Origin of the sequence: Buttiauxella cochleicola (assembly GCF_021282405.1) — a bacterium.
Classification (GTDB): Bacteria; Pseudomonadota; Gammaproteobacteria; order Enterobacterales; family Enterobacteriaceae; genus Buttiauxella; species Buttiauxella massiliensis.
Genome location: NZ_JAJSOU010000009.1, coordinates 178,061 through 204,796, shown reverse-complemented (window position 1 = coordinate 204,796; position 26,736 = coordinate 178,061). Strand labels below are relative to the sequence as shown.

Below are 26,736 nucleotides of genomic sequence, written 5' to 3'. Positions count from 1 at the left end.
CAAAGAAATGGAGTATGCCGATCCAAAACTGGCGGCTGGCGATGAGTCGTTTTATTATCGAGTTCGGTGACCGCCTGAGCGATCACCTTTAATACGTTGGCAGTTACACAGAATTATTTACAGGGTCAACGGCGACAGCCATCGAACCGCCTGCGCCTGTTGTTAAGGCATCCTGGGTTCACAAAACAGGCTCAACCGGGGGCTTTGGGACTTATGTAGCGTTTATTCCCGAGCAACAACTTGGCATCGTGATGATGGCAAATAAAAGCTACCCAAATCCTGAGCGGGTTAAAGCCGGGTACAAAATCCTCGCAGCATTACAGTAATGCATACCGGCCTGCTCAGCAGGCCTTTTTATTTCTGCCCGCATACCGCTTTTTTGCTGCTGCCTTCTACACTTAGCTAAAACAGCAGAAGGAATTAGCTATGCGCATCTGGCCGATTATCACCACTCTTGCAGTTGCGTTTCTCGTTGTTGCCTGTAGCTCTCCAACCCCTCCACCAGGAACCACGGTGGTCAATAATTTTGAAGCAAAACGCTATCTCGGCAAGTGGTATGAAATTGCCCGTCTTGACCACAAATTTGAAAGCGGGCTAGAGCAAGTGACTGCTACATATAGCACCATGGATGACGGTGGAATTCGTGTGATAAACAGAGGATTTAATCCCGACAGGCAGATGTGGCAGCAAAGTGTCGGCAAAGCTTACTTCACTGGAAACCCAAGTCGCGCAGCACTAAAAGTCTCATTCTTTGGGCCGTTTTACGGTGGGTATAATGTGATAGCCATTGATAAAGATTACCGGCACGCACTGGTGTGCGGGCCGGATAAAGACTATCTGTGGATATTGTCACGCACCCCGACAATCAGCAGTGAAGTGAAGCAACAGATGCTTAATATCGCGACACAACAGGGCTTCCCGGTCGAGAAGTTACTGTGGATTAAACAACCCACCAATTAATGAGTGCTAATTTTCAGGCCAATAATCCCGACGACAATCAAAGCCAGGCTCGCAATGCGGGCCAGGTTTGCTGATTCGCCTAACAGCAAGATACCTGTGGTGGCAGCACCTACGGCACCAATTCCTGTCCAGACGGCGTAAGCCGTACCGGTCGGCAACGTTTTCATTGACCAGGACAGCAGCGCGATGCTGACAACCATGGCAACTACGGTGATAACGCTTGGCCACAGGCGGGTGAAACCATGGGTATATTTCAGGCCCACAGCCCACACAACTTCTAATAAACCGGCGATAACAAGAATAAACCAGGCCATATACAGCTCCATTATTGGGGCCGTCCCCGGAAATCAAGAAGCGCGAATGGGTCGTCCCATAAGGCTGGTGAGGGCACTATTTTAACGATCGGCCGCAGACAAAAAAGTCCAACAGGACTTTCTTATCATAAAAACCAGTAAAGTTTTGTTTCCACATCTGGCGGGAGTTTTGACATTAAGCCGAGAAATGAACGCAATTTAACCCGTAAATCCACAATTCATTTCAGGTGCTTTTTTCATATTATAATGTTTTATTCGGCATTCAGAAAAGTCTGTAATAGTGAGTCACGCGAACGGTAATTATGCATAAGATATTGTTAATTGACCGCTGCCATTATACCCGGCAGGGATTCAAATATTGGCTTAGTCAAAACCCTGCTTTTTCTATTTCTGAAACTGATAATTTACTTGTAGCGCGCGAGAAAATAATACAATGGCGACCTAATCTTGTTATTACCGATTTCACCAGTTTCGCCAGCTCTCTACATAATATCCAACAGCTCTCATCTATTTATTCTGCCTGTGGTACATCAATTCGATTAATGTTACTTAACAGTATCCGTCACGAAAAGATCGAAGAGTACTGTCTGGCTCAGGGCTCACGCTCGCTACATAGTAAATCCGTTCCACTAGCGGAGCTTTACGACACTATTCAGAAGCAACTTAGTGCCCGCCCACCTTTTCATCCGGTACGGCAGTATGCATCTCCTCTTCTTACATTGCGTGAGGAGCGTATATTAAAGTTGTGGACCGATGAGGCCAATAATGATTATATCGCCAGAATAATGGGGATTAGTACCAAGACGGTTTATACCTATAAGCGGAATATCCGTATGAAGTTAGGGATTAATAATCGCTATTCATTGTTTATAGAGCAACAACATTAACGAAAGGAATTACGGTACGGCAATGATACCGTACCGTCGGTGATACTTTAATTCTGCGCTTTTGTTGCAGCACCTGAAATGGCCTGGCCGCCATCCTGAATATCTTCACCCACGCCTTTGGTGGTATTACACGCGGTAAGTAACGACGAAAGCACTATGAGAGAAAAGAACGCTGCAATAGTTTTCTTAATCATGACCGTTTCCTTTTTTGACCATATTGTTTGTGTATAGCAGTTAAAGCATAGACAAAAATTGGCAAGCTGAAGGAAAAAGCGGATTTTTAGGAGTGTTGGTAATTACTTGTTTGCTGCACGTTCGATGGAGCCGCCAAGGTGCTTGAGATCTTCACCAAAGCCGCGGGTGGTATTACAACCGGCGAGAAACGAGGTTAACAACGTGATGAAAAGTAAATGCTTAATCAAACGGTTCATCTTCCCTGCCTTTTGTAAGTGGCGACGAAGTGCTAAACCCCGTCGCCAATCTTCACGTATTACTTAACGCGAGAAACGTATTCGCCAGAGCGGGTGTCAACTTTGATCACTTCGCCAGTCTGAACGAACAAAGGTACTTTAACCACAGCACCAGTAGACAGTTTTGCAGGCTTACCACCGGTACCAGCAGTATCACCTTTCAGACCTGGATCGGTTTCAACGATTTCCAGCTCTACAAAGTTTGGTGGTTGTACGGCGATTGGACGGCCGTTCCACAGGGTGACGATACATTCGGCCTGATCCAGCATCCACTTAGCATTTTCGCCAATGGCTTTTTCATCAGCTGCCAGCTGCTCGAAAGTTTCGTTGTTCATGAAGTGGTAGAACTCACCGTCGTTGTACAGGTAAGTCAGGTTCATATCGATAACGTCTGCGCCTTCAGCGGAGTCGGTAGATTTGAAAGTTTTTTCTACGCGGGTGCCAGTCAACAGGCGGCGCATTTTAACGCGAGCAAAGGCTTGGCCTTTACCTGGTTTCACGAACTCACTGGATTCAACCGCGTAAGGTTCGCCTTCAAACATGATTTTAAGACCGGCACGAAAATCGTTGCTAGAATAAGTCGCCATAAGGCCCTCTGAAATTGTTAATTGGTAGCTTAGCCAAAAAATGGCACACATTGTAACCCTAAATCCCCCTCGCAGAGAAGATTGGTTAACGCAACTTGGCGATGTTATAACCGATCCTGACGAACTGCTGCATATTTTAGAGCTGAACGCTGACAAAGAGTTGTTAGCGGGGCGTGATGCACGCCGACTTTTTGCCTTGCGCGTGCCGCGAGCTTTTGTCGCGCGCATGGAAAAAGGCAATCCGAACGACCCACTATTACACCAGGTGTTAACTTCGAAAGAAGAGTTTATTGCCGCTCCCGGCTTTAGCACTGATCCGCTCGAAGAGCAGCACAGCGTGGTTCCGGGGCTGCTGCATAAATACAGTAACCGGGCGCTGTTGTTGGTTAAAGGTGGCTGTGCGGTCAACTGCCGCTACTGTTTCCGCCGCCATTTCCCCTACTCCGACAACCAGGGGAACAAGCGTAACTGGCAGGCCGCCATTTCATATATCAGCGATCACCCTGAACTCGATGAGATCATTTTTTCTGGCGGCGATCCGCTTATGGCAAAAGATCATGAACTGGATTGGTTGATCGGCGAACTGGAAGCAATCCCGCATATTAAACGTCTACGTATTCACAGCCGTTTGCCGATTGTCATCCCGGCACGTATTACCGAAACGTTAGTAGCACGTCTTGCGCGCTCACGGTTGCAGGTGATTCTGGTAAACCATATCAACCATGCCAATGAGATTGATGAAGAGTTCAGAGCGGCTATGGTGGGCTTACGCCAGGCCGGCGTCACATTGCTTAACCAAAGTGTCCTGCTGCGCGATGTGAACGATAACGCGCAGACGCTCGCAAACCTGAGTAATGCACTGTTCGATGCGGGCGTAATGCCCTATTACCTGCATGTGCTCGATAAAGTGCAAGGTGCGGCGCATTTCATGGTGAGTGATGATGAAGCCAGAATGATTATGCGTGAGTTGCTGACGTTGATTTCCGGCTATATGGTGCCGAAGCTTGCGCGTGAGATTGGCGGTGAGCCGAGTAAAACACCATTGGATTTGCAGTTACGGCAAAGTTAATTCAGAAATGAATTTTGTAGGTCGGGTAAGCGCAACACCACACGACCTACAAAATTAAACTTAGATCAGTTCGGGCACTTATAAACCTGACCAGTCATTTTGCTGGCAGTCGGAGCAAAGCTCGACAACAAGTTTTGCGTCGGGCTGCTCACGCCATACAGCACGTTACCACCCATCGCCGCTGCGTTATTACGCAGAGCATTAGCCGCGCCGCGCATAGAACCACCTTCATCACCATGTTGGCCTGACAACCAGTTACTTTGCTCGCCGGTTGCGGTGCCAATCAGCTGGCATTCAGTGCCTGGCTTCTCTTCAACGAAACGAACGCTCTGGCCATTAGTGCTTAAATCATTGCTGGTGCTACATCCTGCCAGCAGCAGCGCTGCCACAGCTATTCCTGCTGAAACTTTAATGCGCATGTTCTTCCCCGTTATCAATGCCGTCTTGAATAGTAGCGGGCAGTCATCGCCCGGTGAGATCTTATACCAGAGTGCGACCAAAAAGAAAAAACCCTCAGACATTTCTGCCTGAGGGTTTTCTTAACACGGTGTTACTTCACACCAGGTGTTGGGGCAAATTACATCATGCCGCCCATGCCACCCATACCACCCATACCTGCGCCGCCCATGTCTGGACCGTCAGATTTTGGCATATCGGTAATCATGCACTCGGTGGTGATCATCAGGCCAGCCACAGAAGCTGCGTACTGCAGAGCAGAACGAGTTACTTTGGTTGGATCCAGGATACCCATGTCGATCATGTTGCCGTATTCTTCAGTTGCTGCGTTGTAACCGTAGTTACCGTCGCCCGCTTTCACGTTGTTAGCAACAACAGATGGCTCTTCGCCGCAGTTCAGAACGATCTGACGCAGTGGGGATTCCATTGCGCGCAGCGCAACTTTGATACCCACGTTCTGGTCTTCGTTCTGGCCACGCAGTTCAGACAGTTTAGAAGCTACGCGAATCAGCGCAACACCACCACCGGCAACCACACCTTCTTCAACCGCAGCACGGGTAGCGTGCAGGGCATCTTCAACGCGTGCTTTCTTCTCTTTCATTTCAACTTCGGTAGCAGCACCGACTTTGATTACTGCAACGCCGCCAGCCAGTTTAGCTACGCGCTCTTGCAGTTTTTCACGGTCGTAATCAGAAGTTGCTTCTTCGATTTGCTTACGAATCTGAGTCACACGGCCCTGGATTGCGTCTTCTTCACCATTACCATCGATGATAGTCGTGGTGTCTTTGTTGATAACGATACGTTTAGCAGTACCCAGATCTTCCAGAGTCGCTTTTTCCAGCTCCATACCGATCTCTTCAGAGATTACGGTACCGCCAGTCAGAGTTGCGATATCTTGCAGCATTGCTTTACGACGGTCGCCAAAGCCAGGTGCTTTAACAGCAGCAACTTTCACGATGCCACGCATGGTGTTAACCACCAGGGTCGCCAACGCTTCGCCTTCAACATCTTCAGCAATGATCAGCAGTGGTTTGCCTGCTTTCGCAACGGCTTCCAGAACTGGCAGCATTTCACGGATGTTGGAGATTTTTTTGTCAGCCAGCAGGATGAACGGGCTTTCCAGTTCGATAGAACCAGTTTCAGGCTTGTTGATGAAGTACGGAGACAGGTAGCCACGGTCAAACTGCATACCTTCTACAACGTCCAGCTCGTCTTGCAGGCCAGTGCCTTCTTCAACGGTGATAACGCCTTCTTTGCCTACTTTCTCCATTGCTTCAGCAATCAGAGTACCAACAGTTTCGTCGGAGTTAGCAGAGATAGTACCAACCTGAGCGATTGCTTTAGAGTCAGAGCAAGGAACAGACAGCGCTTTCAGCTCTTCAACAGCGGCGATAACAGCTTTATCGATACCGCGTTTCAGGTCCATTGGGTTCATGCCCGCAGCAACAGCTTTCAGGCCTTCAGTGATGATGGACTGAGCCAGCACGGTTGCAGTGGTAGTACCGTCGCCCGCAGCGTCGTTCGCTTTAGAGGCAACTTCTTTAACCATCTGCGCACCCATGTTTTCGAACTTGTCTTCCAGTTCGATTTCACGCGCTACAGAAACACCATCTTTAGTGATAGTCGGTGCACCGAAAGATTTATCCAGAACAACGTTACGGCCTTTAGGACCGAGGGTAACTTTCACTGCATCTGCCAGTACGTTAACGCCACGCAGCATTTTCACACGAGCGTCATTACCGAATTTTACGTCTTTAGCTGCCATTCTTAACTTTCCTTAAATTCGTTTATGTTCGTTCAGTTATTGCGCGTATTACGCTTCAACAATTGCCAGGATGTCGCTTTCTGCCATGATCAACACTTCTTCATTGTCGATCTTCTCAGATTTCACGCCGTAGCCATCGTTGAAAATTACGATATCGCCGACTTTAACGTCCAGCGGTTGTACGTTACCGTTTTCCAGGATGCGGCCTTTACCGACAGCGATGATTTCGCCACGAGTTGATTTGCCTGCTGCGCTGCCAGTCAGAACGATGCCGCCCGCAGATTTAGATTCAACTTCTTTACGCTTGACGATAACGCGGTCATGTAATGGACGAATGCTCATGTGATAGCTCTCCTTTGAGAAAGTCATTATCAATTGTTTAGGTAACGCCGGCCCAAAATGGGTTATCGGCTGGTGACCTGAGAGATGGGGATGAGCCTTCCCCCCTTCAAGGGGGAAAACAAAAAAATTTTCGATTTTTAACGATTATGACGATCGTCGTTATCGCGATCATCTAGCTGTTTGGGAGCATCATCTTTACGTTGATACTCGCCGTCGAACGTTGAACCACCGCCGGTGCCCGCGCTAAAACCACCACCTGGTGTACGTGAGAAACGTAGATGTGGCATCAGTTTCAGCGTCAGATGCTTCTGTACTGGTGGCAGTAACAGCAGCAAGCCCAGGAAGTCGGTGAAGAAGCCTGGCAACAACAACAGCAAGCCTGCGATGATGAGCGAAACGCTTTTAATCATCTCAACCGCCGGGCTTTCACCCGCTGCCATTTTCTGCTGCATCAGCATGAAGTTTTTAAAACCCTGGTTGCGAACCAGCGACATACCAATTACTGAAGTGAATATCACCAGCACGAGCGTCAGGAAGACACCCATGACGTGGGCGACCTGAATAAACAATGAAATCTCTATGTATACATAGAGAAAGACGGCAATTAACGGTATCCAGCGCACCGTACACTCCTGTAGTTGGAAAAGCCCGTAGTAAAACCTGAGCAATTGTAGCAAGCGCCATCAAGCACTTGCGAAAATAGGTTAGCAATTATGCACAGTCAAAGAGATGGCGACGCCATAGTCAAAAATCAATCTAAGCGCCCTATTATTTTTTTGGAAGTTTTCAACAATTGATCAACATCACATATTAATAATTGTTATGTGAGCAGACCTTTTAATAAGTGATCCAGATTACTGCTTTTCGCTATCATCAGCATATCATCACGGCACGCAGACCGAATATGGACATAATCGTCGGTCTATTCATCGCACAACCGTAGATCCTGTGTGTGCAATGATCAATCAATGGCAGCTTTAATTAAGAAGGTTCACATGTTAAATAACATTCGTATCGAAGAAGATTTGTTGGGTACCAGGGAAGTGCCAGCGGATGCCTATTATGGTGTTCATACTCTGAGAGCGATTGAAAACTTCTACATAAGCAACAGCAAAATCAGTGATATACCTGAATTTGTGCGCGGCATGGTCATGGTTAAGAAAGCAGCGGCAATGGCGAACAAGGAGTTGCAAACCATTCCGAAAAGCATCGCAAACACCATTATCCAGGCCTGTGATGAAGTGCTGAATAACGGCAAGTGCATGGACCAATTCCCGGTGGACGTTTACCAGGGCGGTGCCGGTACTTCCGTCAACATGAATACCAACGAAGTGCTCGCCAACATTGGGCTTGAGCTGATGGGCCACCAGAAAGGTGAGTACCAGTTCCTGAACCCGAATGACCACGTAAACAAATGCCAATCCACCAATGATGCCTACCCGACAGGTTTCCGAATCGCGGTGTACGCTTCTATTGTGAAACTGATTGATGCTATCAACCAGTTAGGCGATGGCTTCCAACGCAAAGCGGTTGAGTTCGAGAATGTCCTGAAAATGGGTCGTACTCAGCTACAAGACGCCGTACCAATGACGCTGGGCCAGGAATTCCACGCATTCAACGTGTTGTTGAATGAAGAAACCCGCAACTTGCTGCGTACCGCAGAACTGCTGCTGGAAGTGAACCTCGGTGCGACCGCCATCGGTACTCGCCTGAACACCCCTGATGGTTATCAACAACTGGCGGTCCAGAAACTGGCTGAAGTCAGCAACCTGCCATGCGTACCAGCTGAAGACCTGATTGAAGCGACTTCCGACTGCGGCGCATACGTCATGGTTCACAGCTCGCTCAAACGCCTGGCGGTGAAAATGTCGAAGATCTGTAACGACCTTCGCCTGCTCTCTTCCGGCCCACGTTCTGGCCTGAACGAAATCAACCTGCCAGAATTGCAGGCTGGTTCCTCCATCATGCCTGCCAAAGTAAACCCGGTAATTCCAGAAGTCGTGAACCAGGTCTGCTTCAAAGTGATTGGCAACGACATCACGGTAACTATGGCTTCCGAAGCCGGTCAGCTGCAGCTGAACGTAATGGAACCTGTCATTGGCCAGGCGATGTTCGAGTCCATTCATATCCTGACCAATGCTTGCTACAACCTGCTGGAAAAATGCATCAACGGCATCACTGCTAATAAAGAAGTGTGTGAAAGCTACGTCTACAACTCAATTGGTATCGTGACTTATCTGAACCCATTCATTGGCCACCACAATGGTGACATCGTTGGGAAGATTTGTGCCGAAACCGGTAAGAGCGTGCGTGAAGTCGTTCTGGAGCGCGGCCTGTTAACCGAAGCCGAGTTGGATGATATTTTCTCTATCAACAACCTGATGCACCCGGTTTATAAAGCGAAGCGTTATACCGATGAAAGCGAACAGTAACCTTTCCGGTCCTTAACAAAAGGCACGTCCATTGGACGTGCCTTTTTCATTTGTATCACCAACAAAAACACAACAAATAATTATCAATTAATCAAACACAAGGACGGAAATCATGTTTGGAGCAGAACTCGTTATCGTGCTTTTAGCGATATATCTTGGGGCCAGACTCGGCGGCATAGGGATTGGCTTTGCTGGCGGTTTTGGTGTGCTGGTTTTAACGCTTGTTTTTCAGGTAAAACCGGGCTCTATCCCATTTGATGTAATCGAAATCATCATGGCAGTTATTGCCGCGATTGCCGCCATGCAGGTAGCAGGCGGAATGGACTATCTGGTCAGCCTTGCAGAAAAACTGCTGCGTCGCCATCCGAAATACATCACCTTCCTCGCTCCGCTCGTGACATGGTTTATGACTATTCTTGCGGGAACGGGTCATACTGCATTTTCCACGCTTCCGGTGATTACCGAAGTGGCGAAAGAACAAGGCATTCGCCCATCGCGCCCATTGTCTATCGCCGTTGTGGCCTCACAAATTGCGATTACTGCCTCGCCAATTTCTGCGGCTGTAGTGTTCTTCTCCGGCATTCTTGAGCCAATGGGCATCAGCTACCTGACTCTACTGAGCATCTGTATTCCGGTTACGCTGGTAGCCGTTATGCTGACAGCGATTGTGTGTAACTTCCTGGGCAGTGAACTGAAAGATGACCCGGTTTATCAGGAACGTCTGGCTAAAGGCGAAGTAAAACTGCGTGGGGCCAGCGTGTTTGAATTAAAACCTCATGCAAAACGCTCGGTGCTACTGTTCCTTATCGGTATCGTTGCCGTCATGCTGTACGCCACCGCCATCAGCGACACCGTTGGCCTGATTCAAAACCCTATCCTGCCGCGTAACGAAGCGATTGTGGTGTTTATGCTGACCATCGCTACGCTTATCTCCTTCACCTGTAAAATTGATACAGGCGAAATCCTCAATGCCAGCACGTTCAAATCGGGCATGAGTGCTTGTATCTGCGTACTGGGTGTAGCCTGGTTGGGTGATACCTTCGTTAAAAACCATATCCAGGATATTCAGGCCGTTGCGGGTGACTTACTGCAAAGCTATCCGTGGTTACTGGCTGTAGTGCTGTTCTTCGCAGCCACTCTGCTTTACTCCCAGGCGGCAACTACTAAAGCCCTGATGCCAGCGGCATTAATGCTTGGTGTTAGCCCACTGACCGCCATCGCCTCTTTCGCCGCTGTTTCAGCGCTGTTCGTGCTGCCAACTTACCCAACCTTACTGGCTGCGGTAGAGATGGATGACACTGGCTCAACGCGTATTGGTAAATACGTGTTTAACCACGCGTTCTTAATTCCTGGTGTTATCGCTATTACGCTGTGCGTGATCCTCGGCTTCATTGTCGGCGGCATGGTTCTGTAAATCTTTTAAAACACGGGTCGCACTGCGGCCCGTTTAACGCCCCCACTCACTCCCACATGCTATAGTCAACCGCGAATCCACCAGATACGAGGTTAGCTATGCCGACTACCCAGGCTGTTGTCATCCTTTGTACTGCCCCAGATGAAGCCACCGCTCAGGAACTTGCCGCCCTCGTGCTGGCGGAGAAACTGGCGGCCTGCGTCACCTTATTACCCGGTGCGACATCGCTCTATTACTGGGAAGGAAAAATGGAACAGGAGTATGAGGTGCAGATGCTGCTCAAAAGCGACATCGAGCATCAGGAGGCGCTGTTGGCTTGCCTGAAATCGCATCACCCATATCAAACCCCTGAATTACTGGTTCTGCCAGTTACCCACGGAGATAGTGAATACCTCTCATGGCTCTACGCATCTTTGCGCTAATTTTTGCGCTATTCAGCTCACACGCTTTTGCAGGTCTTTTCGACAACCAAAGCAAATCTCAGTTTGTGCCGGTCGACCAGGCTTTTGCATTCGATTTTCAGCAATCTGACCACCAGCTCAACCTGAACTGGCAGATAAAACCCGGCTACTACCTTTATCGCCAGCAGATAAAACTCAACCCTGCGCAAGCCGAACTTGCGCCGCTGGAGTTGCCAAAAGGTACCTGGCATGAAGACGAGTTTTACGGCAAAACTGAGATCTATACCCAGCAGCTTAATCTACCGATAACAATTCAGAAGGCGACCAAAGGAGCAACTGTTAGCGTGACGTATCAGGGCTGCGCCGAAGCAGGCTTCTGTTACCCACCTGAGACGCGCGTGGTGCCGCTGAGTGAAGTTCTCCCAGCAGCAAATTCATCTGCACCCGTGGCTGTTGCGCCAAAGCCACCAGCAGACGCTACAGATACTAAAACCACCCAACTGCCGTTCTCTGCACTTTGGGCATTCCTAATCGGTATCGGTATCGCCTTCACGCCTTGCGTGCTGCCGATGTACCCATTGATTTCCGGCATTGTGCTCGGCGGTAAACAGCGTTTATCCACTGCTCGTGCCCTGCTGCTGACCTTTGTCTATGTGCAAGGAATGGCGCTGACCTATACCGCGCTGGGCCTTGTAGTTGCGGCGGCTGGACTGCAATTCCAGGCAGCCCTCCAGCACCCTTACGTGCTTATCGGCCTGTCAGCGCTGTTTGTGCTGCTCGCGGCTTCTATGTTTGGGCTATTCACCCTGCAACTGCCATCATCGCTGCAAACGCGCCTTACATTGATGAGCAATCGCCAGCAAGGCGGTTCCGCGGGTGGTGTGTTTGCGATGGGTGCATTAGCCGGGCTGATTTGCTCGCCTTGTACTACCGCACCGCTGAGCGCTATTCTGCTGTACATCGCCCAGAGCGGGAACATGTGGCTCGGAGGCGGCACGTTGTATCTCTACGCGTTAGGCATGGGCCTACCGTTGATGCTCATCACCGTATTCGGCAACCGTCTGCTTCCCAAAAGTGGCCCGTGGATGGAAACCGTCAAAATCGCATTTGGTTTTGTGATCCTCGCACTGCCGGTTTTCCTGTTGGAACGCATACTGGGAGATAGTTGGGGTATTCGGTTATGGGGTTTGCTCGGCGTGGCGTTCTTCGGCTGGGCATTTATTACCAGCCTGCAAGCAACTAAATCATGGATGCGCGTGGTGCAGATAATCCTGCTCGGCGCGGCACTGGTTTGTGCTCGCCCTCTGCAAGACTGGGCATTCGGTAATACAGTAACCGCCAGCCAGGCACATCTCAATTTCACCAAAATTGCTAACGTTGAGCAGCTCGATGCCGCACTTGCCAGTGCAAAAGGCAAACCCGTAATGCTCGATTTGTACGCCGACTGGTGTGTGGCTTGCAAAGAGTTTGAGAAATACACCTTTAGCGATGCGCAGGTACAGCAACAGTTGGGAAATACCGTTTTACTCCAGGCTGATGTTACCGCCAACAACGCGCAAGATGTGGCGCTGTTAAAGCATCTCCAGGTTTTAGGGCTACCAACGATTTTGTTCTTTGATACACAAGGGCACGAGTTGCCAGAAGCACGTGTGACCGGTTTTATGAATGCTGACACCTTCCGTACGCATTTGCAGAAACTGACGCCGTAAACAACACTCATTGTGGGAAGTACACTAAATAATTCAGCTTGCATCGAGGCAGCTTGAAGTATGACGGGTACAACGGAGGAGATAACCGTGCAACGCGAAACAGTACTAGAGCACGCCTTACACGTACTTGAACGTGAAGGAATTGCCAGCACCACCCTGGATATGGTCGCCGCTGAGGCAGACTATCCGGTTACAGAGATCAGCAATTTCTGGCCAAACAGTGAGGCATTACTTTATGACGCCCTGCGTTATTTGAGTCAGCAAATTGATGTCTGGCGCCGTCAGCTCGCGCTTAATGAAGAGATGTCACTCGAGCAAAAACTGTTAAAGCGCTATGAAGCGTTGACCGAATGCGTCAACAACCATCGCTATCCAGGATGCCTGTTTATTGCTGCCTGCACCTTTTACCCGGATGCATCGCACCCGATTCACCAACTGGCCGATCAGCAGAAAAAAGCCGCCTGGGAATTCACTCATGAAATGCTAATGCAGCTGGAAGTGGATGACCCAACGATGGTGGCGCATCAAATGGAACTGGTGCTGGAAGGCTGCCTGAGCCGTTTATTGGTGAAACGCAGCCAGGCCGATATCGAAACGGCCCGTCGACTGGCCGAAGATATTCTGCGATTTGCCCAGTGCCGACAAGGTGGCGCATTGACCTGATGAATTGTTTTCTCGCCATTTTGCATGAAAAGAAAGCACTTAAACGCATTTAGCCCCTTTTTTATGACAAAGCCGTTGACGCCTGGCGGCCTTTACGGTTTAATGCGCCCCGTTGCCCGGATAGCTCAGTCGGTAGAGCAGGGGATTGAAAATCCCCGTGTCCTTGGTTCGATTCCGAGTCCGGGCACCACATTTAGAAGAACCCGCCTATGGCGGGTTTTTTGCTTTTCGAGATTCGGACTCTTCATCGAACTGCGTTCAATAATTCTATTGCTCGTCGCTTCCCTGCGACTCGCCCTGATATAACAATTACCAGAAGTACTTCACACCCGCGCTGGCAGAAAAGGCCTGGTCATTCGCCGTGCTACTCTGCGTCCCGGCAAAAAGCTGCACGCTATCCAAAAGAACGTAATCAATATCTAAGCCGTAATCGAAGCTATTTCGGTCAAACTCTGGCGAGTTAAGCGAAATCTCCTGCCCGCTCATATTGGTCGTCAGTCTCATATCGCTGATATCGCGCGCCACAATCTTGCTGGCCTGCGCCCATGCTGACAAATGCAGTTCATTGCTCACCATATAATTAAAGCGAGAGCCCAGCGCCACGCTGCTCTGGCACCCTTTCATGCCGCTAACACTCACACCCTGTGGGTTTCCTTCATCGATACTATCGGTATGAGAACGATCGTATTCAAAGCCGAGATAAGGCGTGATATCGGCTTCATGCGGTAAATGAAATGCGTAGCCTGATTCAAAGTAGAGGCTCGCGCTGCTCATATCCGTATTCGACTTCTGGCTACTTTGCGTGCCATTGCCGATAACCGGACGCTTAATGTCAGCATCGCCACGCTGGTAACTTGCCAGACCGTTCAGATAGAACGCTCCATCGTTGAACTGCCCATACGCGCCAATACCATTCTGGCTCCCATCAAGACTCCCACCGTTTCTGTCCAGCCTGGCAGTGATATTATTTTTATTAACGAAACCACCCAGCAGCAAGGCATTACTCACACGACCATCCATCCCCACAGAGGTGTTATTAGTGGTGCTGCTCACCTGGTTCCATCCATCAGGCTGATACTTGTTTTTCATATAATCATAAGAAGTCCACACGCCAGGGGTAACTTTACCCATGCCATACATGGCACTTAAACGATTCACGACAGTTTGCGTAAGGCGGTTTTGCTCCGCCAGCAATACGGAAGGCAGCTCGGAATAAATAACACCAGAATGGCTATCCACAATGCGCTGAACACCATCTCCTGAACGAGTAGATTGTAAGCCCGCGGAATAATCCAATAATTGCTGCTCGTCTACCGTCAGTACTTCACCGTTGTGCTGCTTTAATGCAATGTCATTAGCAGCAGCAAAAATGCTGTCTACCGCTTTGGCCCCCGCCATTGACAGAGAATCGCCATTACTGACGGTATTTTGTGCAGAGACTTGTTCCACATCGAGATTGACGTGGTCAGGCGTGTAATCAACATGATCAATCTTCAGGAACTTGCTGCCCTTGACCTGGCTAAATTGCCCCTGAATATTTTGCGCATGCAGAATGTCGTACGTTCCGTTAACCACGTAATTCTGATTAACCACGTTGACCGTGCCATCCAGCGCCGCGTTACCGCTAATATCAAGCTGATTATCAATGTAGGCATTAAGTATGCCGCTATGGCTCTGTGAATAATTGCCTTTCACTTTCAGTGAGCCATTAGATAAATCTATCGTCCCATTGTTATAAGTCGAACTCACTGAACCAGAACCGGTTAACGTACCGCCGGGAGAAATATTCACCGAGCCACGATGAATACTGCCACTAACCCACAGTGTGCCCTGATTTACAGTCGTATTTCCGCTATAGCTGTCATCGCCCGCCAGTTCCAGAATGCCGTTACCGTTTTTAACCAGACCAGCATCTCCTGATATATCGTTACTGAAGATGTAATGCGAATCGGGTACTTGAGCATTAAAATCGCCAAAGAGAGAAGAAAACAGCATTGGGCCATCTTCTGCACGCGGCGCATTTAACTCACCCCAACCATAGGTCGCGTTATAAGGTGCTCCCTGTGGTGAACCATCAGGCAGATAGTTTGCGGTCGTTAATATTGTTTGCTTTACCTGCTTTGCGGTCATCCAGGGATATTTGTGCCATACATTTGCCGCCGCTGCCGTAACTTGAGGTGCAGCACCTGAAGTACCGTAGAAATTGACATAACCGTTGTTATTCTCGCTGAGCAGTGGCCCAATAACATAATCGCCAGCAAGACACCAGGCTGCTGCCCTTCCGCATGCATTACTGCCTTTAATTACGCCGTTTTCATCATATCCGCTATAGAGCTGCTTATTACTATCAATACCCACTACCGTGATTAACCCATTTTCTATTGAGCCATCAATCAACGGGGTGAAATTTTCTGAGGATGGATTATTAAGGAGATCATTGCCGGCAGAGAAAACGATTAAGCCATTACTATTTACCAGATATTTTAATACCGCGGCAATAGGTGAATTCGCATCATAAGAATTATAACTCCCCCATGAAGCATTAAATAAATTGACTCCGTAATGCTCATGCAGATCCATAATGGCAGCAAGTTGATCATCAATCATTGAATGGCCAAGAGGGTCATCGGTCGTTTTCGCTTCATAAAGCTGAACGTTCTGGCTACCCACATAGGTCCCACCACTCCCCGTACTGGCAAGGATTTGAGAAACATAGCTCCCATGTCCCGAAGTATCCATATCAGCCAGTGCCAGCGATGCCGTAATATCCTCGGGAGTAAATGCGCCTGAGCCAAGGTTCTTCCCCTGCCCGACATAATGCAAAATAATAGCAACCTTACCGGTAATATTATTGAGATTTTTATTAATGCCTGAATCTAATACCCCAACTTTGACTTTATTATTATTTGCTCCTGGAGTTTGCACATCGGGTTTTATAGCTGGAGTATTTATTGTTTGAGGAGAGCCCGAGCCGCTACCACCACCGCCTCCACCACATGCCGTTAACAAAAGAGGAATAAATAGCGCGATCTTTCTTAACTTTAATATATTCATTGTCCCAGCGATGTCTATTTTTGGATATTTATTATGAACTTCATGAGGGTAATAAACATTACTGAATAGTTGTGTGAAAATCAAACATATTATTAAATGACAACTCACTCAATAATTAATATAAATGGATAAATTGAATGCTCATATTTTTAGGGAAAATAAAGCAAAATAAGATGAAGAAGGGATTATGCAAATACATTAAAGGGAACATCGCAAAATTCGATGTTCCACAAAGATGCATGGTTTTAAAATAGTGGCCCAGGCCAAAAGAAACAATCTTACTTTTGGGTAGCTTTACGTTAAACCCGCTACAAAACCAACGTCATAAAGCGGCTATTTGGGTCGAGTTGATAATCAGCAAACGGCTCACAATCGACAAAGCCATGCTTAAGATAAAGCTGATGGCAAGCAGCAAAGCCCGGCTGACTTCCGGTTTCTAAACTCAGACGCTGGTATCCACGGTCACGCGCAACTTGCAAAATGTGCAGCAAAAACTGGTTTGCCACACCACGGCGTAAAAAGTCCGTCGCGGTACGCATTGATTTCAACTCACCATGCCCATCATCGAGCATTTTCAATGCACCAATTCCGGCTAATTGCTCCCCTTCCCACGCAGACCAAAATGTCACTGCCGGGTCGCGGAGTTTTTGCACATCCAGCGCGTGGCTGCTTTCGGGTGGTGACTGTTCCAGCATGCCGGAAATATGATAGGCCACTAATGTCTGCACCGCCGGATGCGAAAGATCGTCAATTTTGATTGTGAACATGCGAGATTTCCAAATGTTGGGTAGAGAGCAAGTAACATATTTGCAACATCAAAACGAACAATCGCCTGTTCGTCCAATAACGATTACTTATAGCTCTTACTTCTTCATCTGCTGTAACTGAATCTGATCGGCATATTTGGCTTGTTCTGCCAGCGCTGGAAACTGTGCCGGAAGATAAAAACTCTCCGGTACTCTAAGCCCACGCATGTCGCTGCCGGTGTGGATTTGTAATTCTCCAAGCTGACTTATCGTCACCCCGGCAACTGCCGCAGGCATCACTAAGCGGTAAGGCTTCGCCTTTTCAAATGGGACTGGAGTCGGGTAACGGTTCTCGCTGAGATCATAGTTACGGTTGAGCACCAAAAATTTATCCGGCACCCGGCGCTTGCTGTTCCACCAGTCGCCGTCCACTTCGCGGAATTTTCTTTCTGATTCTGTTTTGCTGACCGCGCCAAGTTGTACCAATGCCTTGTGCAACGCCTTGTCTATCGCATGATCGTAAGACTCAATTGACCTGGCGTGTCCGTGCAAAATCACGTTTATCGCCAGCCGCGCGCCCAATAAATTGGAATAGAGATCTTCGGGTGAAAAAGCAGAGATCTCCTCGGAAAATCCCGGAACCGACTGGAATCCATACCACTGGGCAATCTCATGCCATTGCGCTAACTGAAACGCGAGATGCCCCGCAAGCCAGGCGGCAATCGTATAGCGTTCAACCATGGACGCGGGTGGATTGAACGCATGAAGCTGAATGCGTCGGACCCCCAATTCTTCGCTATAGAACAACCGCCAGTCCTGGCCAAGCCGCGAGTAGATCTGCGTGAAAAGATAGAAGGTGTTATCAGCAGTATCACGTACATGGGCGATATCAATAAAACCCCCACGGCGAGTGTAAATGAGGCCACTTTTCTCCTCACTCAAACCAACAATATTTTTGACCGCTCCCAACGCGCTATCGTTATAACGATGATGACCAAGGGTAGTAAGCGTCAGAATATTACCAATCTGGTAGACCGGAATGGGTACACCAACGGCTCGCACTTGCAGGTCATATCCAAAGGCACAGCAAGGTCGTAAAGACTCAGGAGCCGTGAGCTCTTGTGTTATCGGCCATACTCGCCTCGCCTTCTCAATGGGCAAGATATCTGCTGATTTCGGTGATGCGCCAAAACTCAGGGATGCCACACCGAGCAGCAGAGAAAAAATCCAGCGCTGCATTAAAATGCCTCCGCAACTTGAAAGTAAAACCCGGCACTCTCTTTGCCAAACCCCAGGTCGAGGCGAATATTCATATCAGGCTTAACCTCGAAGCGGTAACCCGCCCCGACCGTAGGTAACAGCGGGTTGTCTGAAAGATTATGTGGGCTATCACCCAATGCGCCCGCACCAACCCACAACACATAACCGTGCCGCCAGTTAAGCTTTTTACGGTATTCCAGTTGCGTGCTGACCACGTCTTTATCGCGATAACGCCCCTGGTAATAGCCACGCATCCGATTATCGTCCCCGGCCTGCGACAAGCGATCCCATGGCACATCGCCACGTGCAAAACGCCCCCAAAGATCGAACGCCAACACATCCTGATTGTTTAGCGGAAGGTAATAATTATATTGCAGCTGCAAAACGGTGAAGTGGTTATCCGAGCCAAGGGCAGGATCAAAAAGACTGTATTCGGCACTAAAGAACTGCCCATGTTGCGGCCGGGTTATCACATCCCGAGAATCGTAGTTGATAGTCGCCGTGATCCCTGAACTTAGAGAATTTCCATTTACGTTGTAGCGGGAGAAGTTATCACCGGGATGTTGATCATCAATATTTTCAGCGTCATACGTTGAAAAATCCCAACCTAAACCGGCATATAGATCATCAACCACCTGGCGCATGATCTGCGGTTGAAGGCTAATCGATTGTTGCGTGTATTTCTGCTCATCACCCTGCGCCGCATCGTACCCGATACCCCAAAAACCGGTCGGGATCTTCGCAAGCGATCCATCAATAAACAGCCGCCATTCATCCCCCGCAAAGAAGGTGTAATTCTTCATGCCAAGCCCTAACGCACCGCTAGTACTCACAAAACCGGTAAACGACACCGACGAGTTTTGCGTGACATGATCGTTGGGATCAACGCGATACACTCCCGCGATGGCAGTCCCCAGACCAAGTTTCAACTCAGGGGTATAAAACGGCCCCGGCAACACGCTCCAGTCAATGCCTTTACTGGGGTCATACTGATTATCAGCCCCCAGCTTTCCCAGAAAACCGTCAATCTCCTCGCGCGTCATGGCAACCGCGTCCGTCGGTATATTCATCAGGCTTAATAAGCCCAAAAATAGCGCGCCACGTTTCTTCATTAGAATCGATATTCGCCTGCGATGAAGAAGCTATTACGCTCGTTAAAACCAATCTCCGTCAGCACGTTAAAGTTTTGCGTAAGTTCATATTGCGCACCAATCAACGTGTTCCATGGCGAAGTGAGATGCTGTTTAACGTCAAAGCGTCCATCGTCATCTTTATTTACTGAATTGATAAGCGGCTGAAGTTCGGCAGGCATATGCAAGTCAGATAGATTGCCTTTGAACTCCTGCTGGACGTCCTGATACATCGCCCCGACCCACACGCTTAAATGCGATGGCCCGGAAATTTGCGGCATATCGAAACGATACCCAACACGTGGCGATACGGTCAGGGCTGAGATTTTGCCATCCAGAATATCGAAATTGGTACGCGTGTAGTTGGTGTCCACCAGCGTAAACCAGTTTTTATACCCACCCGCAAGCGTAATGCCGGTGCCATAAGTAACGCCTTCAAAATCGAGAGTGAAATCGATGTTCTGTAAATCACCGCTCTGATTGAGGCTGTGCACCGACGAGGCAATAATCCGGTCAATGCCGGTATAACGCGACGGATCGGCATCCACCGATACGTTCGAAACCGACGAGCCTTTGGTGTAACCCATCAGCCCATAAATATTTAAAAACGGGAACACCCACATATCGAGGCGCAGGTTTTCAGTTTTACTGCGCTCGCGCGTATGGCCGACATCAATGGCAAACATATCGCTGGGAATGGGGTGCGCGCCAAGCTTCAACCCTGAGAAAGTAATGCTATCAACGTCGACATTCTGGCGAATATTCATATAGCTGAGATTCACACCAAACGGCAGCGGAATAGAATATCCGCGCGCACGCGCTTCATCTCCCCAGATGGGAAACGTGCTGCTGTCTGTCGCAGTGTCCGTCGTCGCACCAAACGCCGCACCGGATAAAAACAGTAGCGGCAGCGCAATTACTCGGCACTGCTGCACACTCCTTTGGATTTTCTTCATGGCGTTCTCTTTGATATTTGCATGGTCAGTCAGGCGGCAAATTCCCTCTATAGCCCCGCCCCCACATTGAAATAAACAGCTTGTTCGCTGTCGCTAAAGGCGACATCAATCCCGGTGTGCAATCCAAACTTGCGCGCAATCAGGTAGCGAAACCCACCGCCATACGCCACTTCGGTTTTATTAAACAGATCGTCGGCCTCTTTGCTGGCGCTTCCTGCCCCCACAAAACCCTGCAACACCCAGCGCGGCGTCATTTGCCATTCAAGCTGGGTTTGCGCAGTGCTGACATAATCTCCCTGATAGCGATACTGCGAGATGCCTCGCAATTTGATATAGGGCCGTGCCATCGGTGGCAAATGCCGGTCATGGTTTGAAAGTGACTGATAATTCCCGGCCAGCACCAGCGTGAAATCGGTGCCAAGCGGTTGGAAATATTTGCCGTCGAGCGTCAACATGTCGTAGCGGTAATCACCACCGAGGAAGCTGCTATAAAACTGGTATTCCGCCGTGGCTGACAGCCCGTTGTGCGGGTAGAAAAAGTTATCGGTGGTGTCATATTCCATGACCAACCCAAGCGCTGAAGAAGCGCTCTCCTCACCCAAAACACGCTGCAATGCGCGGCTAATAACCGGGTTATCCGCAGAGATTTTGGTATCTGCGTAAAACTGTGAAGCGCCGATAAAGAATGGCGTATCAGCTACTCGGAACTGCAATTTTTGCATACCGCCGTAGCCTTTGGTTTGCGTACTGATGCCCTTTCCTCGAGAGAATCCTGCAACGTCACCTGAATAAATATCAAGATTTACATCGGCATAACCGAGTGCGACCAAATAACGGATGCTGTCATTGTTCCAGGTATGGCGATGACCACCGCCAACAAACCAGGTGCCATTTTGCGTCGCGCCCCCACCGAAAGCCGTGACTGCAGGCGGGATAGTTTTTCCACCGGGATGGTTTTTCCCGGCTTCACTGTCCGGCGTATCATGCAAGAAAAGGCCAAACAGTCCGCCGCCGTAACCTACCGCAGGCTCGGTTATCACCACCGGGACCGGCAAAAAGCCGTAACGGTTGTCACTAAGGTATTCGCTCATATCCAGCATACCGTCCACCTCATCAATCAGCCCGCTGGCACTGGCGACCAATGGCTGTGACAAGCCCACGCCAAGAAGCAGTGCTAACGAATAGCCAGACCTTTTCACGAAGGCTTCTCAGGCTGGGTGGCAGGCGCAGCAAACCAGTTATCACGCGCCACCATCACCGCACCTTCCGGCTGGTTAACAAAATTCGGCGACATAATCTGCACGTTGAATTCGTTAAACACATCCTGAATATGGCTGTGCAATTCGCTCTTCACGCCAGCCAATGATTCACCCACGCGTAATTTGACCTGTAATTCGTATGCGATGTACCAGTCCATCAAATTGAGCTGGCGAACCAGCGGTGGTGTACTGGGATCAATGCCTTGTGTACGTTTAGCAGCCAGCTCCAGCATGGCGTGAACCTGCCGCCAGGGCGTGTCGTAACCGATAGTGACGTTGGTTGTCAGATTGACGCCAGAACCTGGATTCTGAGCGCTGAGGTTAGTGATTTTCCCACTCACGACCACCGCATTCGGCACCGTGACGATGTAGTTTTCACGTGTGAGGATTTTGGTTGCCAGCATACCGACTTCATTCACCAGCCCTTCGTTATCGCCAATACGAATGACATCGCCTTTGCGCAGCGCACGGGAATAGGTCAGCACCAGGCCACTCATGGCGTGGTTCATCACCCCTGCCGAGCCGAGCGTTAGCATCAAACCGAAGAACACACTGATGCCTTTAAAAGCTAGCGAGTTCGCACCTGGCAAGAACGGGTAAGCGGCTGAAAGTGCGAACAGCCAAACCATCACGGAAATGAGTTTGCGTGTGGCTCCGACCGTTTCCGGATGCAAACCAGGCACCGTCAATTTGCCGCTTTCAACACGTGCTAAGAGTATTTTCAGTAACTTGAGGATAAATGCGGTTAGTAAAAAGATAATCAAAACAATTAATAAACCGGGGAAGGCCGAAACTATCGATAAGGCAATTTTCTGAATAACACCAATCGACCAGTCACCTAACGATTCCCCCCAGACTCGCGTCCACGGGTAAAGCAGGAAGATCCAACTCAACCAGACATAAAATGCGGCGATTCCCAATAAAATCATAAGCAAGCCGTAAAGATAGCCTTCCACGGCCCCCACTAACTCGCGCCATTTAGCCGGGATTAAGCCCTTTCTCTGACTGGCTCTCCCTTCAAAGTAGCGTTTGACTCTTTTCCACGACTTGAATGCGCCGTAGAACAGCACACCTAAAGCGAAGGTGGCCGCCACGGTTTTTACCGTCGCGATGGCAAGATAGGAGGAAGAATATTGATCTTTGAGTGACGTTCTTTGTTCATCAAGACGCACTAATACACGTTGAGCAGCCTGGTCGAGTGTTAAGTCATCGCCCTCATCCAGATCGCCTTCGGTCAGTAACATCAACACCTTGCCATTAATCGTGAATAGCCGCCCCTGCTGGTTATAGCGTTTTACCGGAGTGATTTGCACCGGCTGGCTGATGTCGTCTTCATGTAACGAACGTAAAGTCTGGCGGATACGCAATACGCGTTCCTCAGGAGTGGTCAGGCCAAACTTTGCCTGCAACATGACAATCGGTTGATGAAAGATATAAACCGTGCGTGCTTTATCTTGCTCGGAAGGTAGTTGCCGTGGTTCAGCCGCTTGCAGCGCGCAAGAGGCGTACAGAGTTGTCCATGCCAAAAAAATCAGCAGCGCCCTAATCATATTCATCACCCGGAAAGGAAAGAATTTTGTTTTATTATTCAATCACACGAGATTAATCGCACTCGTCTAATATCTGCTTTGAGCATAGACCAGCATTAAGCATATTCAAGATAAATGGAGAGATGTTAACGAGTTACCAGATGTGGACTTCAATAGGTGGTATCACTAATGCATGCACGGTATTATTAAATGGATTTGTTAAATTTATTAAAGGAGCTGTACCTGTGGACATTAATCACAGCACTGGCGAAAACGTCATTACCAGTACCAAAGGCTACATGTGGTTTTTGTCACTAAATATCATTTTCTGCGCCTGGTTATTCTTACGCGATACCCACCACAATGGTCTGGAATCCCTCCCATTAGTATTACAAATTCTCTGTGGTTGTATCATGTCACTTTCATTAATAAACCTGATTGTGACCATCAATATAAAGAAGAACATTAATGAGGGTTTTTATCACAAAATCCTTCCCGCCATTGTGCTGGTTTTTGGATTGTTGTGGGCGGTATTATTCTTCAACTTTACGCTCTACTACCAAAGCCCGCTCATCACATTAATGATGACCATCATGGTGTTATTACCCGCCACGATAACGTTCTTCATCTCTGGCCGACTGCTATTTCTCTTTTCTACACCGCTGGTGCTTTCACTCCTGTATGTTGAAATTTTCTTAAAACATAACTTCAGCCTGCCACAATTTATCGGTGCCATCATCATGCTGCTGGTTATCTACTCCGCGCGCTACATTTTGCTCGAGTGGTATCAGCGCGTTCAACGCAGTGAATATGAAAAAAATATCCTGATTAAAAAACTGGTACAGCAGGCGCACTATGACGCTTTAACCGGGCTATTTAACCGCCTGAGCCTGACTCGCTTCTTTGAAGAATGCGTAAGCTCACTTTCCGGGAATAAAAAAAAGCTGTTCATGATTGTTATGGATATTGATTTTTTCAAGCAATACAACGATGTATACGGCCATGTTGCAGGCGATAAATGCCTGATAAAAGTCTCACAATGCATTGAGAAATCACTAAGAAAAGAGAGCGATAGTGCGTTTCGTTTCGGAGGTGAAGAGTTTGTTGTACTGACGGTGTGTGATGATATTTCTCAGGTCAAAGCAATAAGCCACAGGATTCAGCAAAATATTGCTCATGCCCACATTCTTCATAAGGGTTCAGACGTCTCTTCAGTGCTCACCATCAGCCAGGGTATTGCACAATGGCAAGAGGGAATGGCACTGGAAGCACTAGTAGAACAGGCAGATCAGCAGCTTTATAACGCTAAGAAAAATGGCAGAAACCGCGTTTGCTATTAAATGTTAATAATCACAAGAAAAAATCAAATTTAATCATGTGATATATCTTAACTTTGCCAATTATAATCCACCGGGAAAAGGGAAACCCTCCCGGTCATTTCTTTTAATCCCCTCACAAATCTCATTCAACTTTAGGCTCTGACGTTTAATATTAAACTAATTTGTTAAGAATCCCTTTAGTCCCAAATGGTACTGTATATATCTTCATTTATTAAGTATCAATCAGTTAGATAACCCCTCTTATTTTTCAACTTAATAATAGTTGCAACACTCTTAATTATGAATTTTTCATGGTAATTCATTATGTAATAGCAAGTTTCAACCCTTGACTATACTCATTCAGTCCCCTAAATGAACGGAGTCCCAAAGATGCTTAACAACGTCCCTTTCAAAAGGACAATGATTGCCAGCATGCTTACTTTGATGTCTGGCGCAGTGTCCTCTGTTAATGCCGCTCCTGCTACCGCCTCGCCCGAAAATGCACCGAAACAAGACGCCTCAAAACCTAACATCGTGGTTATTTTCGGTGATGATATTGGTTACTGGAATATCAGTTCCTATAACCAGGGAATGATGGGTTATAAAACACCGAACATCGACAGCATTGCTAATGAAGGTGCCAAATTCACCTCCTATTATGCAGAGCAAAGCTCCACAGCAGGGCGTTCTTCGTTCATTACCGGGCAAATGCCATTCCGTACCGGGATGAGTAAAGTCGGTATGCCTGGCGCGCCACAGGGTCTGAGCAAAGATGACCCGACCATTGCCAACATCCTTAAACAACTCGGTTATGCCACCGGTCAGTTTGGTAAAAACCACCTTGGTGACCGCGATGAATTCCTGCCAACTGCACATGGTTTCGATGAATTCCTCGGTAACCTCTACCACCTGAATGCTGAAGAAGAACCCGAAAACCCGGACTACCCGAAAGATCCTGAATTCCGTAAAGAATTTGGCCCACGCGGCGTCATTAAGAGCACCGCCGACGGCAAAATTGAAGATACCGGCCCTCTTACCGTCAAGCGTATGGGCACAGTCGATGAAGAGACTCTCGCAGCCAACAACGACTTTATGGAGCGCCAGACCAAAGCCGGTAAGCCATTCTTTACCTGGTTTAACACCACGCGCATGCACAACAAAACACACCTGAAAGATGCCAGTATCGGCGTAACGGGTCTTGGGACGTATGCAGACGGCATGGTTGAGCATGACAAGATGGTCGGCGAGGTACTGCAGAAGATTAAAGATCTCGGTATCGAAGACAACACCATCATTCTCTACACCACCGATAACGGCCCGATGACGGCAACCTGGCCTGACGCAGGTATCACGCCATTCCGTGGCGAGAAAAATACCGGTTGGGAAGGCGGCTTCCGTGTACCGGCAATGATCAAATGGCCGGGGCATATCAAACCGGGCACCTTGATTAACGATATCTTCGGCAGTAATGACTGGTTCCCAACACTGGTCGCGGCGGCTGGCGTCCCGGATATCAAAGAGCAACTACTGCAAGGCTACAAAACACCGTCAATCACCTACAAAGTCCACCTTGACGGCTATAACCAACTCGACTTCCTACAAGGCAAAGGCGAAGACCCTCGCAAAGAGTTCTTCTACTGGAGCGATGACGGCGACTTGCTGGCCATTCGTTACGGCCGCTGGAAAGCACACTTCATGATTCAGGAACACACCGGGCTTGATCTGTGGCGTTATCCGTTCACGAAACTACGTGCGCCAATGATCTTCGACCTGGAAGTGGATCCGTTAGAAAAAGCTTCTGACGGTATGGGTTATCAGAGCTGGTTCTATGACCGCATGTTCCTGATGGGCGGCGCTCAGAAATACGTGAAAGAGATGCTGGCGACCTTTAAAGACTACCCACCGCGCCAGAAACCGGGTTCCTTCACGGTTTCCGATGCAGCGGCGATGATTGAACAAGGCTCCAACGCGAATAATTAAATCAGTCAACCGGGTGGGAAACTGCCCGGTTTTT

At 48.7% G+C, this 26,736-nt stretch carries 25 protein-coding genes, 1 tRNA gene and 1 pseudogene; 12 read left to right on the top strand and 15 right to left on the bottom strand.

The window, feature by feature from the left end:
- Positions 1-140 precede the first annotated feature (140 nt).
- Positions 141-326: pseudogene (locus LVQ79_RS14170) on the top strand (serine hydrolase); the annotation flags it as partial.
- A gap of 100 nt (positions 327-426) precedes the next feature.
- On the top strand, positions 427-960 hold the full coding sequence (locus tag LVQ79_RS14165) for a lipocalin family protein (protein WP_232865458.1): 534 nt from the start codon (positions 427-429) through the stop codon (positions 958-960).
- Here LVQ79_RS14165 and sugE read toward each other — a convergent pair.
- Positions 957-1,274, bottom strand: coding sequence for a quaternary ammonium compound efflux SMR transporter SugE (sugE, locus tag LVQ79_RS14160; RefSeq protein WP_134186238.1), 318 nt, complete (start codon positions 1,272-1,274; stop codon positions 957-959). The two genes, LVQ79_RS14165 and sugE, sit on opposite strands and share 4 nt — an antisense overlap.
- 302 nt (positions 1,275-1,576) lie before the next feature.
- On the opposite strand from sugE, the gene LVQ79_RS14155 reads away from it, so the two are divergent.
- Positions 1,577-2,161 (top strand): response regulator transcription factor, encoded by a 585-nt coding sequence (locus LVQ79_RS14155; protein WP_232865457.1) that lies wholly within the window; start codon positions 1,577-1,579, stop codon positions 2,159-2,161.
- Between the two features lie 47 nt (positions 2,162-2,208).
- On the opposite strand, the gene ecnB is transcribed toward LVQ79_RS14155, so the two are convergent.
- The 3 genes from ecnB to efp all read right to left on the bottom strand — a co-directional run bounded on the left by ecnB (position 2,209) and on the right by efp (position 3,218).
- On the bottom strand, positions 2,209-2,355 hold the full coding sequence (gene ecnB / locus LVQ79_RS14150) for a lipoprotein toxin entericidin B (RefSeq protein WP_034461127.1): 147 nt from the start codon (positions 2,353-2,355) through the stop codon (positions 2,209-2,211).
- A 102-nt stretch (positions 2,356-2,457) separates the two neighbouring features.
- Entirely contained in the window at positions 2,458-2,592 is a 135-nt protein-coding gene (locus LVQ79_RS14145; RefSeq protein ID WP_064515608.1) for an entericidin A/B family lipoprotein, read from the bottom strand.
- A gap of 59 nt (positions 2,593-2,651) precedes the next feature.
- The gene (gene efp / locus LVQ79_RS14140) at positions 2,652-3,218 is read right to left on the bottom strand and encodes an elongation factor P (RefSeq protein ID WP_064515606.1); all 567 of its coding nucleotides are present in this window, start codon (positions 3,216-3,218) and stop codon (positions 2,652-2,654) included.
- A 40-nt stretch (positions 3,219-3,258) separates the two neighbouring features.
- On the opposite strand from efp, the gene epmB reads away from it, so the two are divergent.
- The gene (gene epmB / locus LVQ79_RS14135) at positions 3,259-4,287 is read left to right on the top strand and encodes an EF-P beta-lysylation protein EpmB (protein WP_232865456.1); all 1,029 of its coding nucleotides are present in this window, start codon (positions 3,259-3,261) and stop codon (positions 4,285-4,287) included.
- A 65-nt stretch (positions 4,288-4,352) separates the two neighbouring features.
- Here epmB and LVQ79_RS14130 read toward each other — a convergent pair whose 3' ends face one another.
- The 4 genes from LVQ79_RS14130 to LVQ79_RS14115 form a co-directional block, all read right to left on the bottom strand.
- A complete protein-coding gene (locus LVQ79_RS14130; RefSeq protein WP_151994124.1) occupies positions 4,353-4,706 on the bottom strand; it encodes a DUF4156 domain-containing protein in 354 nt (117 codons plus the stop codon).
- 158 nt (positions 4,707-4,864) lie between these two features.
- The gene (groL, locus tag LVQ79_RS14125; RefSeq protein WP_151994125.1) at positions 4,865-6,508 is read right to left on the bottom strand and encodes a chaperonin GroEL; all 1,644 of its coding nucleotides are present in this window, start codon (positions 6,506-6,508) and stop codon (positions 4,865-4,867) included.
- 48 nt (positions 6,509-6,556) lie between these two features.
- The gene (locus LVQ79_RS14120; RefSeq protein WP_034461121.1) at positions 6,557-6,850 is read right to left on the bottom strand and encodes a co-chaperone GroES; all 294 of its coding nucleotides are present in this window, start codon (positions 6,848-6,850) and stop codon (positions 6,557-6,559) included.
- Positions 6,851-6,987: 137 nt separating this feature from the next.
- Entirely contained in the window at positions 6,988-7,473 is a 486-nt protein-coding gene (locus tag LVQ79_RS14115; protein ID WP_064515596.1) for an FxsA family protein, read from the bottom strand.
- A 372-nt stretch (positions 7,474-7,845) separates the two neighbouring features.
- On the opposite strand from LVQ79_RS14115, the gene aspA reads away from it, so the two are divergent.
- The 6 genes from aspA to LVQ79_RS14085 all read left to right on the top strand — a co-directional run bounded on the left by aspA (position 7,846) and on the right by LVQ79_RS14085 (position 13,659).
- Entirely contained in the window at positions 7,846-9,282 is a 1,437-nt protein-coding gene (gene aspA / locus LVQ79_RS14110) for an aspartate ammonia-lyase (RefSeq protein ID WP_232865455.1), read from the top strand.
- Between the two features lie 112 nt (positions 9,283-9,394).
- Positions 9,395-10,696 carry an anaerobic C4-dicarboxylate transporter gene (locus LVQ79_RS14105; protein WP_232865454.1) on the top strand — a complete coding sequence of 434 codons (1,302 nt, stop codon included), beginning with the start codon at positions 9,395-9,397 and terminating at the stop codon, positions 10,694-10,696.
- A gap of 98 nt (positions 10,697-10,794) precedes the next feature.
- Entirely contained in the window at positions 10,795-11,118 is a 324-nt protein-coding gene (gene cutA, locus LVQ79_RS14100; RefSeq protein WP_034461116.1) for a divalent cation tolerance protein CutA, read from the top strand.
- Positions 11,094-12,806 carry a protein-disulfide reductase DsbD gene (locus LVQ79_RS14095; RefSeq protein WP_232865453.1) on the top strand — a complete coding sequence of 571 codons (1,713 nt, stop codon included), beginning with the start codon at positions 11,094-11,096 and terminating at the stop codon, positions 12,804-12,806. The genes cutA and LVQ79_RS14095 overlap by 25 nt, the downstream gene beginning before the upstream one ends.
- Positions 12,807-12,893: 87 nt before the next feature.
- Entirely contained in the window at positions 12,894-13,469 is a 576-nt protein-coding gene (locus LVQ79_RS14090) for a transcriptional regulator (protein WP_151994130.1), read from the top strand.
- 114 nt (positions 13,470-13,583) lie between these two features.
- Positions 13,584-13,659: transfer RNA gene (locus LVQ79_RS14085), tRNA-Phe, on the top strand.
- A gap of 119 nt (positions 13,660-13,778) precedes the next feature.
- Here the strand turns inward: LVQ79_RS14085 and LVQ79_RS14080 are convergent.
- From LVQ79_RS14080 to LVQ79_RS14050, 7 genes are all read right to left on the bottom strand, one after another.
- Positions 13,779-16,523 (bottom strand): autotransporter domain-containing protein, encoded by a 2,745-nt coding sequence (locus LVQ79_RS14080; protein ID WP_232865452.1) that lies wholly within the window; start codon positions 16,521-16,523, stop codon positions 13,779-13,781.
- 308 nt (positions 16,524-16,831) lie between these two features.
- Positions 16,832-17,290, bottom strand: a complete 459-nt coding sequence (locus LVQ79_RS14075; protein WP_232865451.1) for a GNAT family N-acetyltransferase — start codon at positions 17,288-17,290, stop codon at positions 16,832-16,834.
- A 96-nt stretch (positions 17,291-17,386) separates the two neighbouring features.
- Positions 17,387-18,508 (bottom strand): DUF4056 domain-containing protein, encoded by a 1,122-nt coding sequence (locus LVQ79_RS14070; RefSeq protein ID WP_232865450.1) that lies wholly within the window; start codon positions 18,506-18,508, stop codon positions 17,387-17,389.
- On the bottom strand, positions 18,508-19,641 hold the full coding sequence (locus LVQ79_RS14065) for a BamA/TamA family outer membrane protein (protein ID WP_232865449.1): 1,134 nt from the start codon (positions 19,639-19,641) through the stop codon (positions 18,508-18,510). Before LVQ79_RS14065 ends, LVQ79_RS14070 begins: the two co-directional genes overlap by 1 nt.
- Positions 19,641-20,615: a putative outer membrane beta-barrel protein gene (locus LVQ79_RS14060; RefSeq protein WP_232865448.1), complete on the bottom strand. Its 975-nt coding sequence runs from the start codon at positions 20,613-20,615 to the stop codon at positions 19,641-19,643. The genes LVQ79_RS14065 and LVQ79_RS14060 overlap by 1 nt, the downstream gene beginning before the upstream one ends.
- 47 nt (positions 20,616-20,662) lie before the next feature.
- Positions 20,663-21,814: a BamA/TamA family outer membrane protein gene (locus LVQ79_RS14055; protein WP_232865447.1), complete on the bottom strand. Its 1,152-nt coding sequence runs from the start codon at positions 21,812-21,814 to the stop codon at positions 20,663-20,665.
- A complete protein-coding gene (locus LVQ79_RS14050; RefSeq protein ID WP_232865446.1) occupies positions 21,811-23,424 on the bottom strand; it encodes a mechanosensitive ion channel family protein in 1,614 nt (537 codons plus the stop codon). Before LVQ79_RS14050 ends, LVQ79_RS14055 begins: the two co-directional genes overlap by 4 nt.
- Before the next feature lie 224 nt (positions 23,425-23,648).
- Between LVQ79_RS14050 and LVQ79_RS14045 the strand changes: the two genes are divergently transcribed.
- Positions 23,649-24,743, top strand: a complete 1,095-nt coding sequence (locus LVQ79_RS14045; RefSeq protein WP_232865445.1) for a GGDEF domain-containing protein — start codon at positions 23,649-23,651, stop codon at positions 24,741-24,743.
- Between the two features lie 369 nt (positions 24,744-25,112).
- Positions 25,113-26,702 (top strand): arylsulfatase, encoded by a 1,590-nt coding sequence (locus LVQ79_RS14040; protein WP_232865444.1) that lies wholly within the window; start codon positions 25,113-25,115, stop codon positions 26,700-26,702.
- Positions 26,703-26,736 lie beyond the last annotated feature (34 nt).

What these genes read in the sequence shown, in the direction of transcription:
- epmB (WP_232865456.1), top strand. Translation starts at nt 3,259, where the DNA reads ATGGCACACATTGTAACCCTAAATCCCCCTCGCAGAGAAGATTGGTTA.
- LVQ79_RS14130 (WP_151994124.1), bottom strand. Translation starts at nt 4,706, where the DNA reads ATGCGCATTAAAGTTTCAGCAGGAATAGCTGTGGCAGCGCTGCTGCTG.
- LVQ79_RS14145 (WP_064515608.1), bottom strand. Translation starts at nt 2,592, where the DNA reads ATGAACCGTTTGATTAAGCATTTACTTTTCATCACGTTGTTAACCTCG.
- aspA (WP_232865455.1), top strand. Translation starts at nt 7,846, where the DNA reads ATGTTAAATAACATTCGTATCGAAGAAGATTTGTTGGGTACCAGGGAA.
- cutA (WP_034461116.1), top strand. Translation starts at nt 10,795, where the DNA reads ATGCCGACTACCCAGGCTGTTGTCATCCTTTGTACTGCCCCAGATGAA.
- LVQ79_RS14050 (WP_232865446.1), bottom strand. Translation starts at nt 23,424, where the DNA reads ATGATTAGGGCGCTGCTGATTTTTTTGGCATGGACAACTCTGTACGCC.
- sugE (WP_134186238.1), bottom strand. Translation starts at nt 1,274, where the DNA reads ATGGCCTGGTTTATTCTTGTTATCGCCGGTTTATTAGAAGTTGTGTGG.
- LVQ79_RS14075 (WP_232865451.1), bottom strand. Translation starts at nt 17,290, where the DNA reads ATGTTCACAATCAAAATTGACGATCTTTCGCATCCGGCGGTGCAGACA.
- LVQ79_RS14060 (WP_232865448.1), bottom strand. Translation starts at nt 20,615, where the DNA reads ATGAAGAAAATCCAAAGGAGTGTGCAGCAGTGCCGAGTAATTGCGCTG.
- LVQ79_RS14040 (WP_232865444.1), top strand. Translation starts at nt 25,113, where the DNA reads ATGCTTAACAACGTCCCTTTCAAAAGGACAATGATTGCCAGCATGCTT.
- LVQ79_RS14095 (WP_232865453.1), top strand. Translation starts at nt 11,094, where the DNA reads ATGGCTCTACGCATCTTTGCGCTAATTTTTGCGCTATTCAGCTCACAC.
- LVQ79_RS14065 (WP_232865449.1), bottom strand. Translation starts at nt 19,641, where the DNA reads ATGAAGAAACGTGGCGCGCTATTTTTGGGCTTATTAAGCCTGATGAAT.
- LVQ79_RS14120 (WP_034461121.1), bottom strand. Translation starts at nt 6,850, where the DNA reads ATGAGCATTCGTCCATTACATGACCGCGTTATCGTCAAGCGTAAAGAA.
- LVQ79_RS14105 (WP_232865454.1), top strand. Translation starts at nt 9,395, where the DNA reads ATGTTTGGAGCAGAACTCGTTATCGTGCTTTTAGCGATATATCTTGGG.
- LVQ79_RS14165 (WP_232865458.1), top strand. Translation starts at nt 427, where the DNA reads ATGCGCATCTGGCCGATTATCACCACTCTTGCAGTTGCGTTTCTCGTT.
- ecnB (WP_034461127.1), bottom strand. Translation starts at nt 2,355, where the DNA reads ATGATTAAGAAAACTATTGCAGCGTTCTTTTCTCTCATAGTGCTTTCG.
- LVQ79_RS14080 (WP_232865452.1), bottom strand. Translation starts at nt 16,523, where the DNA reads ATGAATATATTAAAGTTAAGAAAGATCGCGCTATTTATTCCTCTTTTG.
- efp (WP_064515606.1), bottom strand. Translation starts at nt 3,218, where the DNA reads ATGGCGACTTATTCTAGCAACGATTTTCGTGCCGGTCTTAAAATCATG.
- LVQ79_RS14155 (WP_232865457.1), top strand. Translation starts at nt 1,577, where the DNA reads ATGCATAAGATATTGTTAATTGACCGCTGCCATTATACCCGGCAGGGA.
- groL (WP_151994125.1), bottom strand. Translation starts at nt 6,508, where the DNA reads ATGGCAGCTAAAGACGTAAAATTCGGTAATGACGCTCGTGTGAAAATG.
- LVQ79_RS14070 (WP_232865450.1), bottom strand. Translation starts at nt 18,508, where the DNA reads ATGCAGCGCTGGATTTTTTCTCTGCTGCTCGGTGTGGCATCCCTGAGT.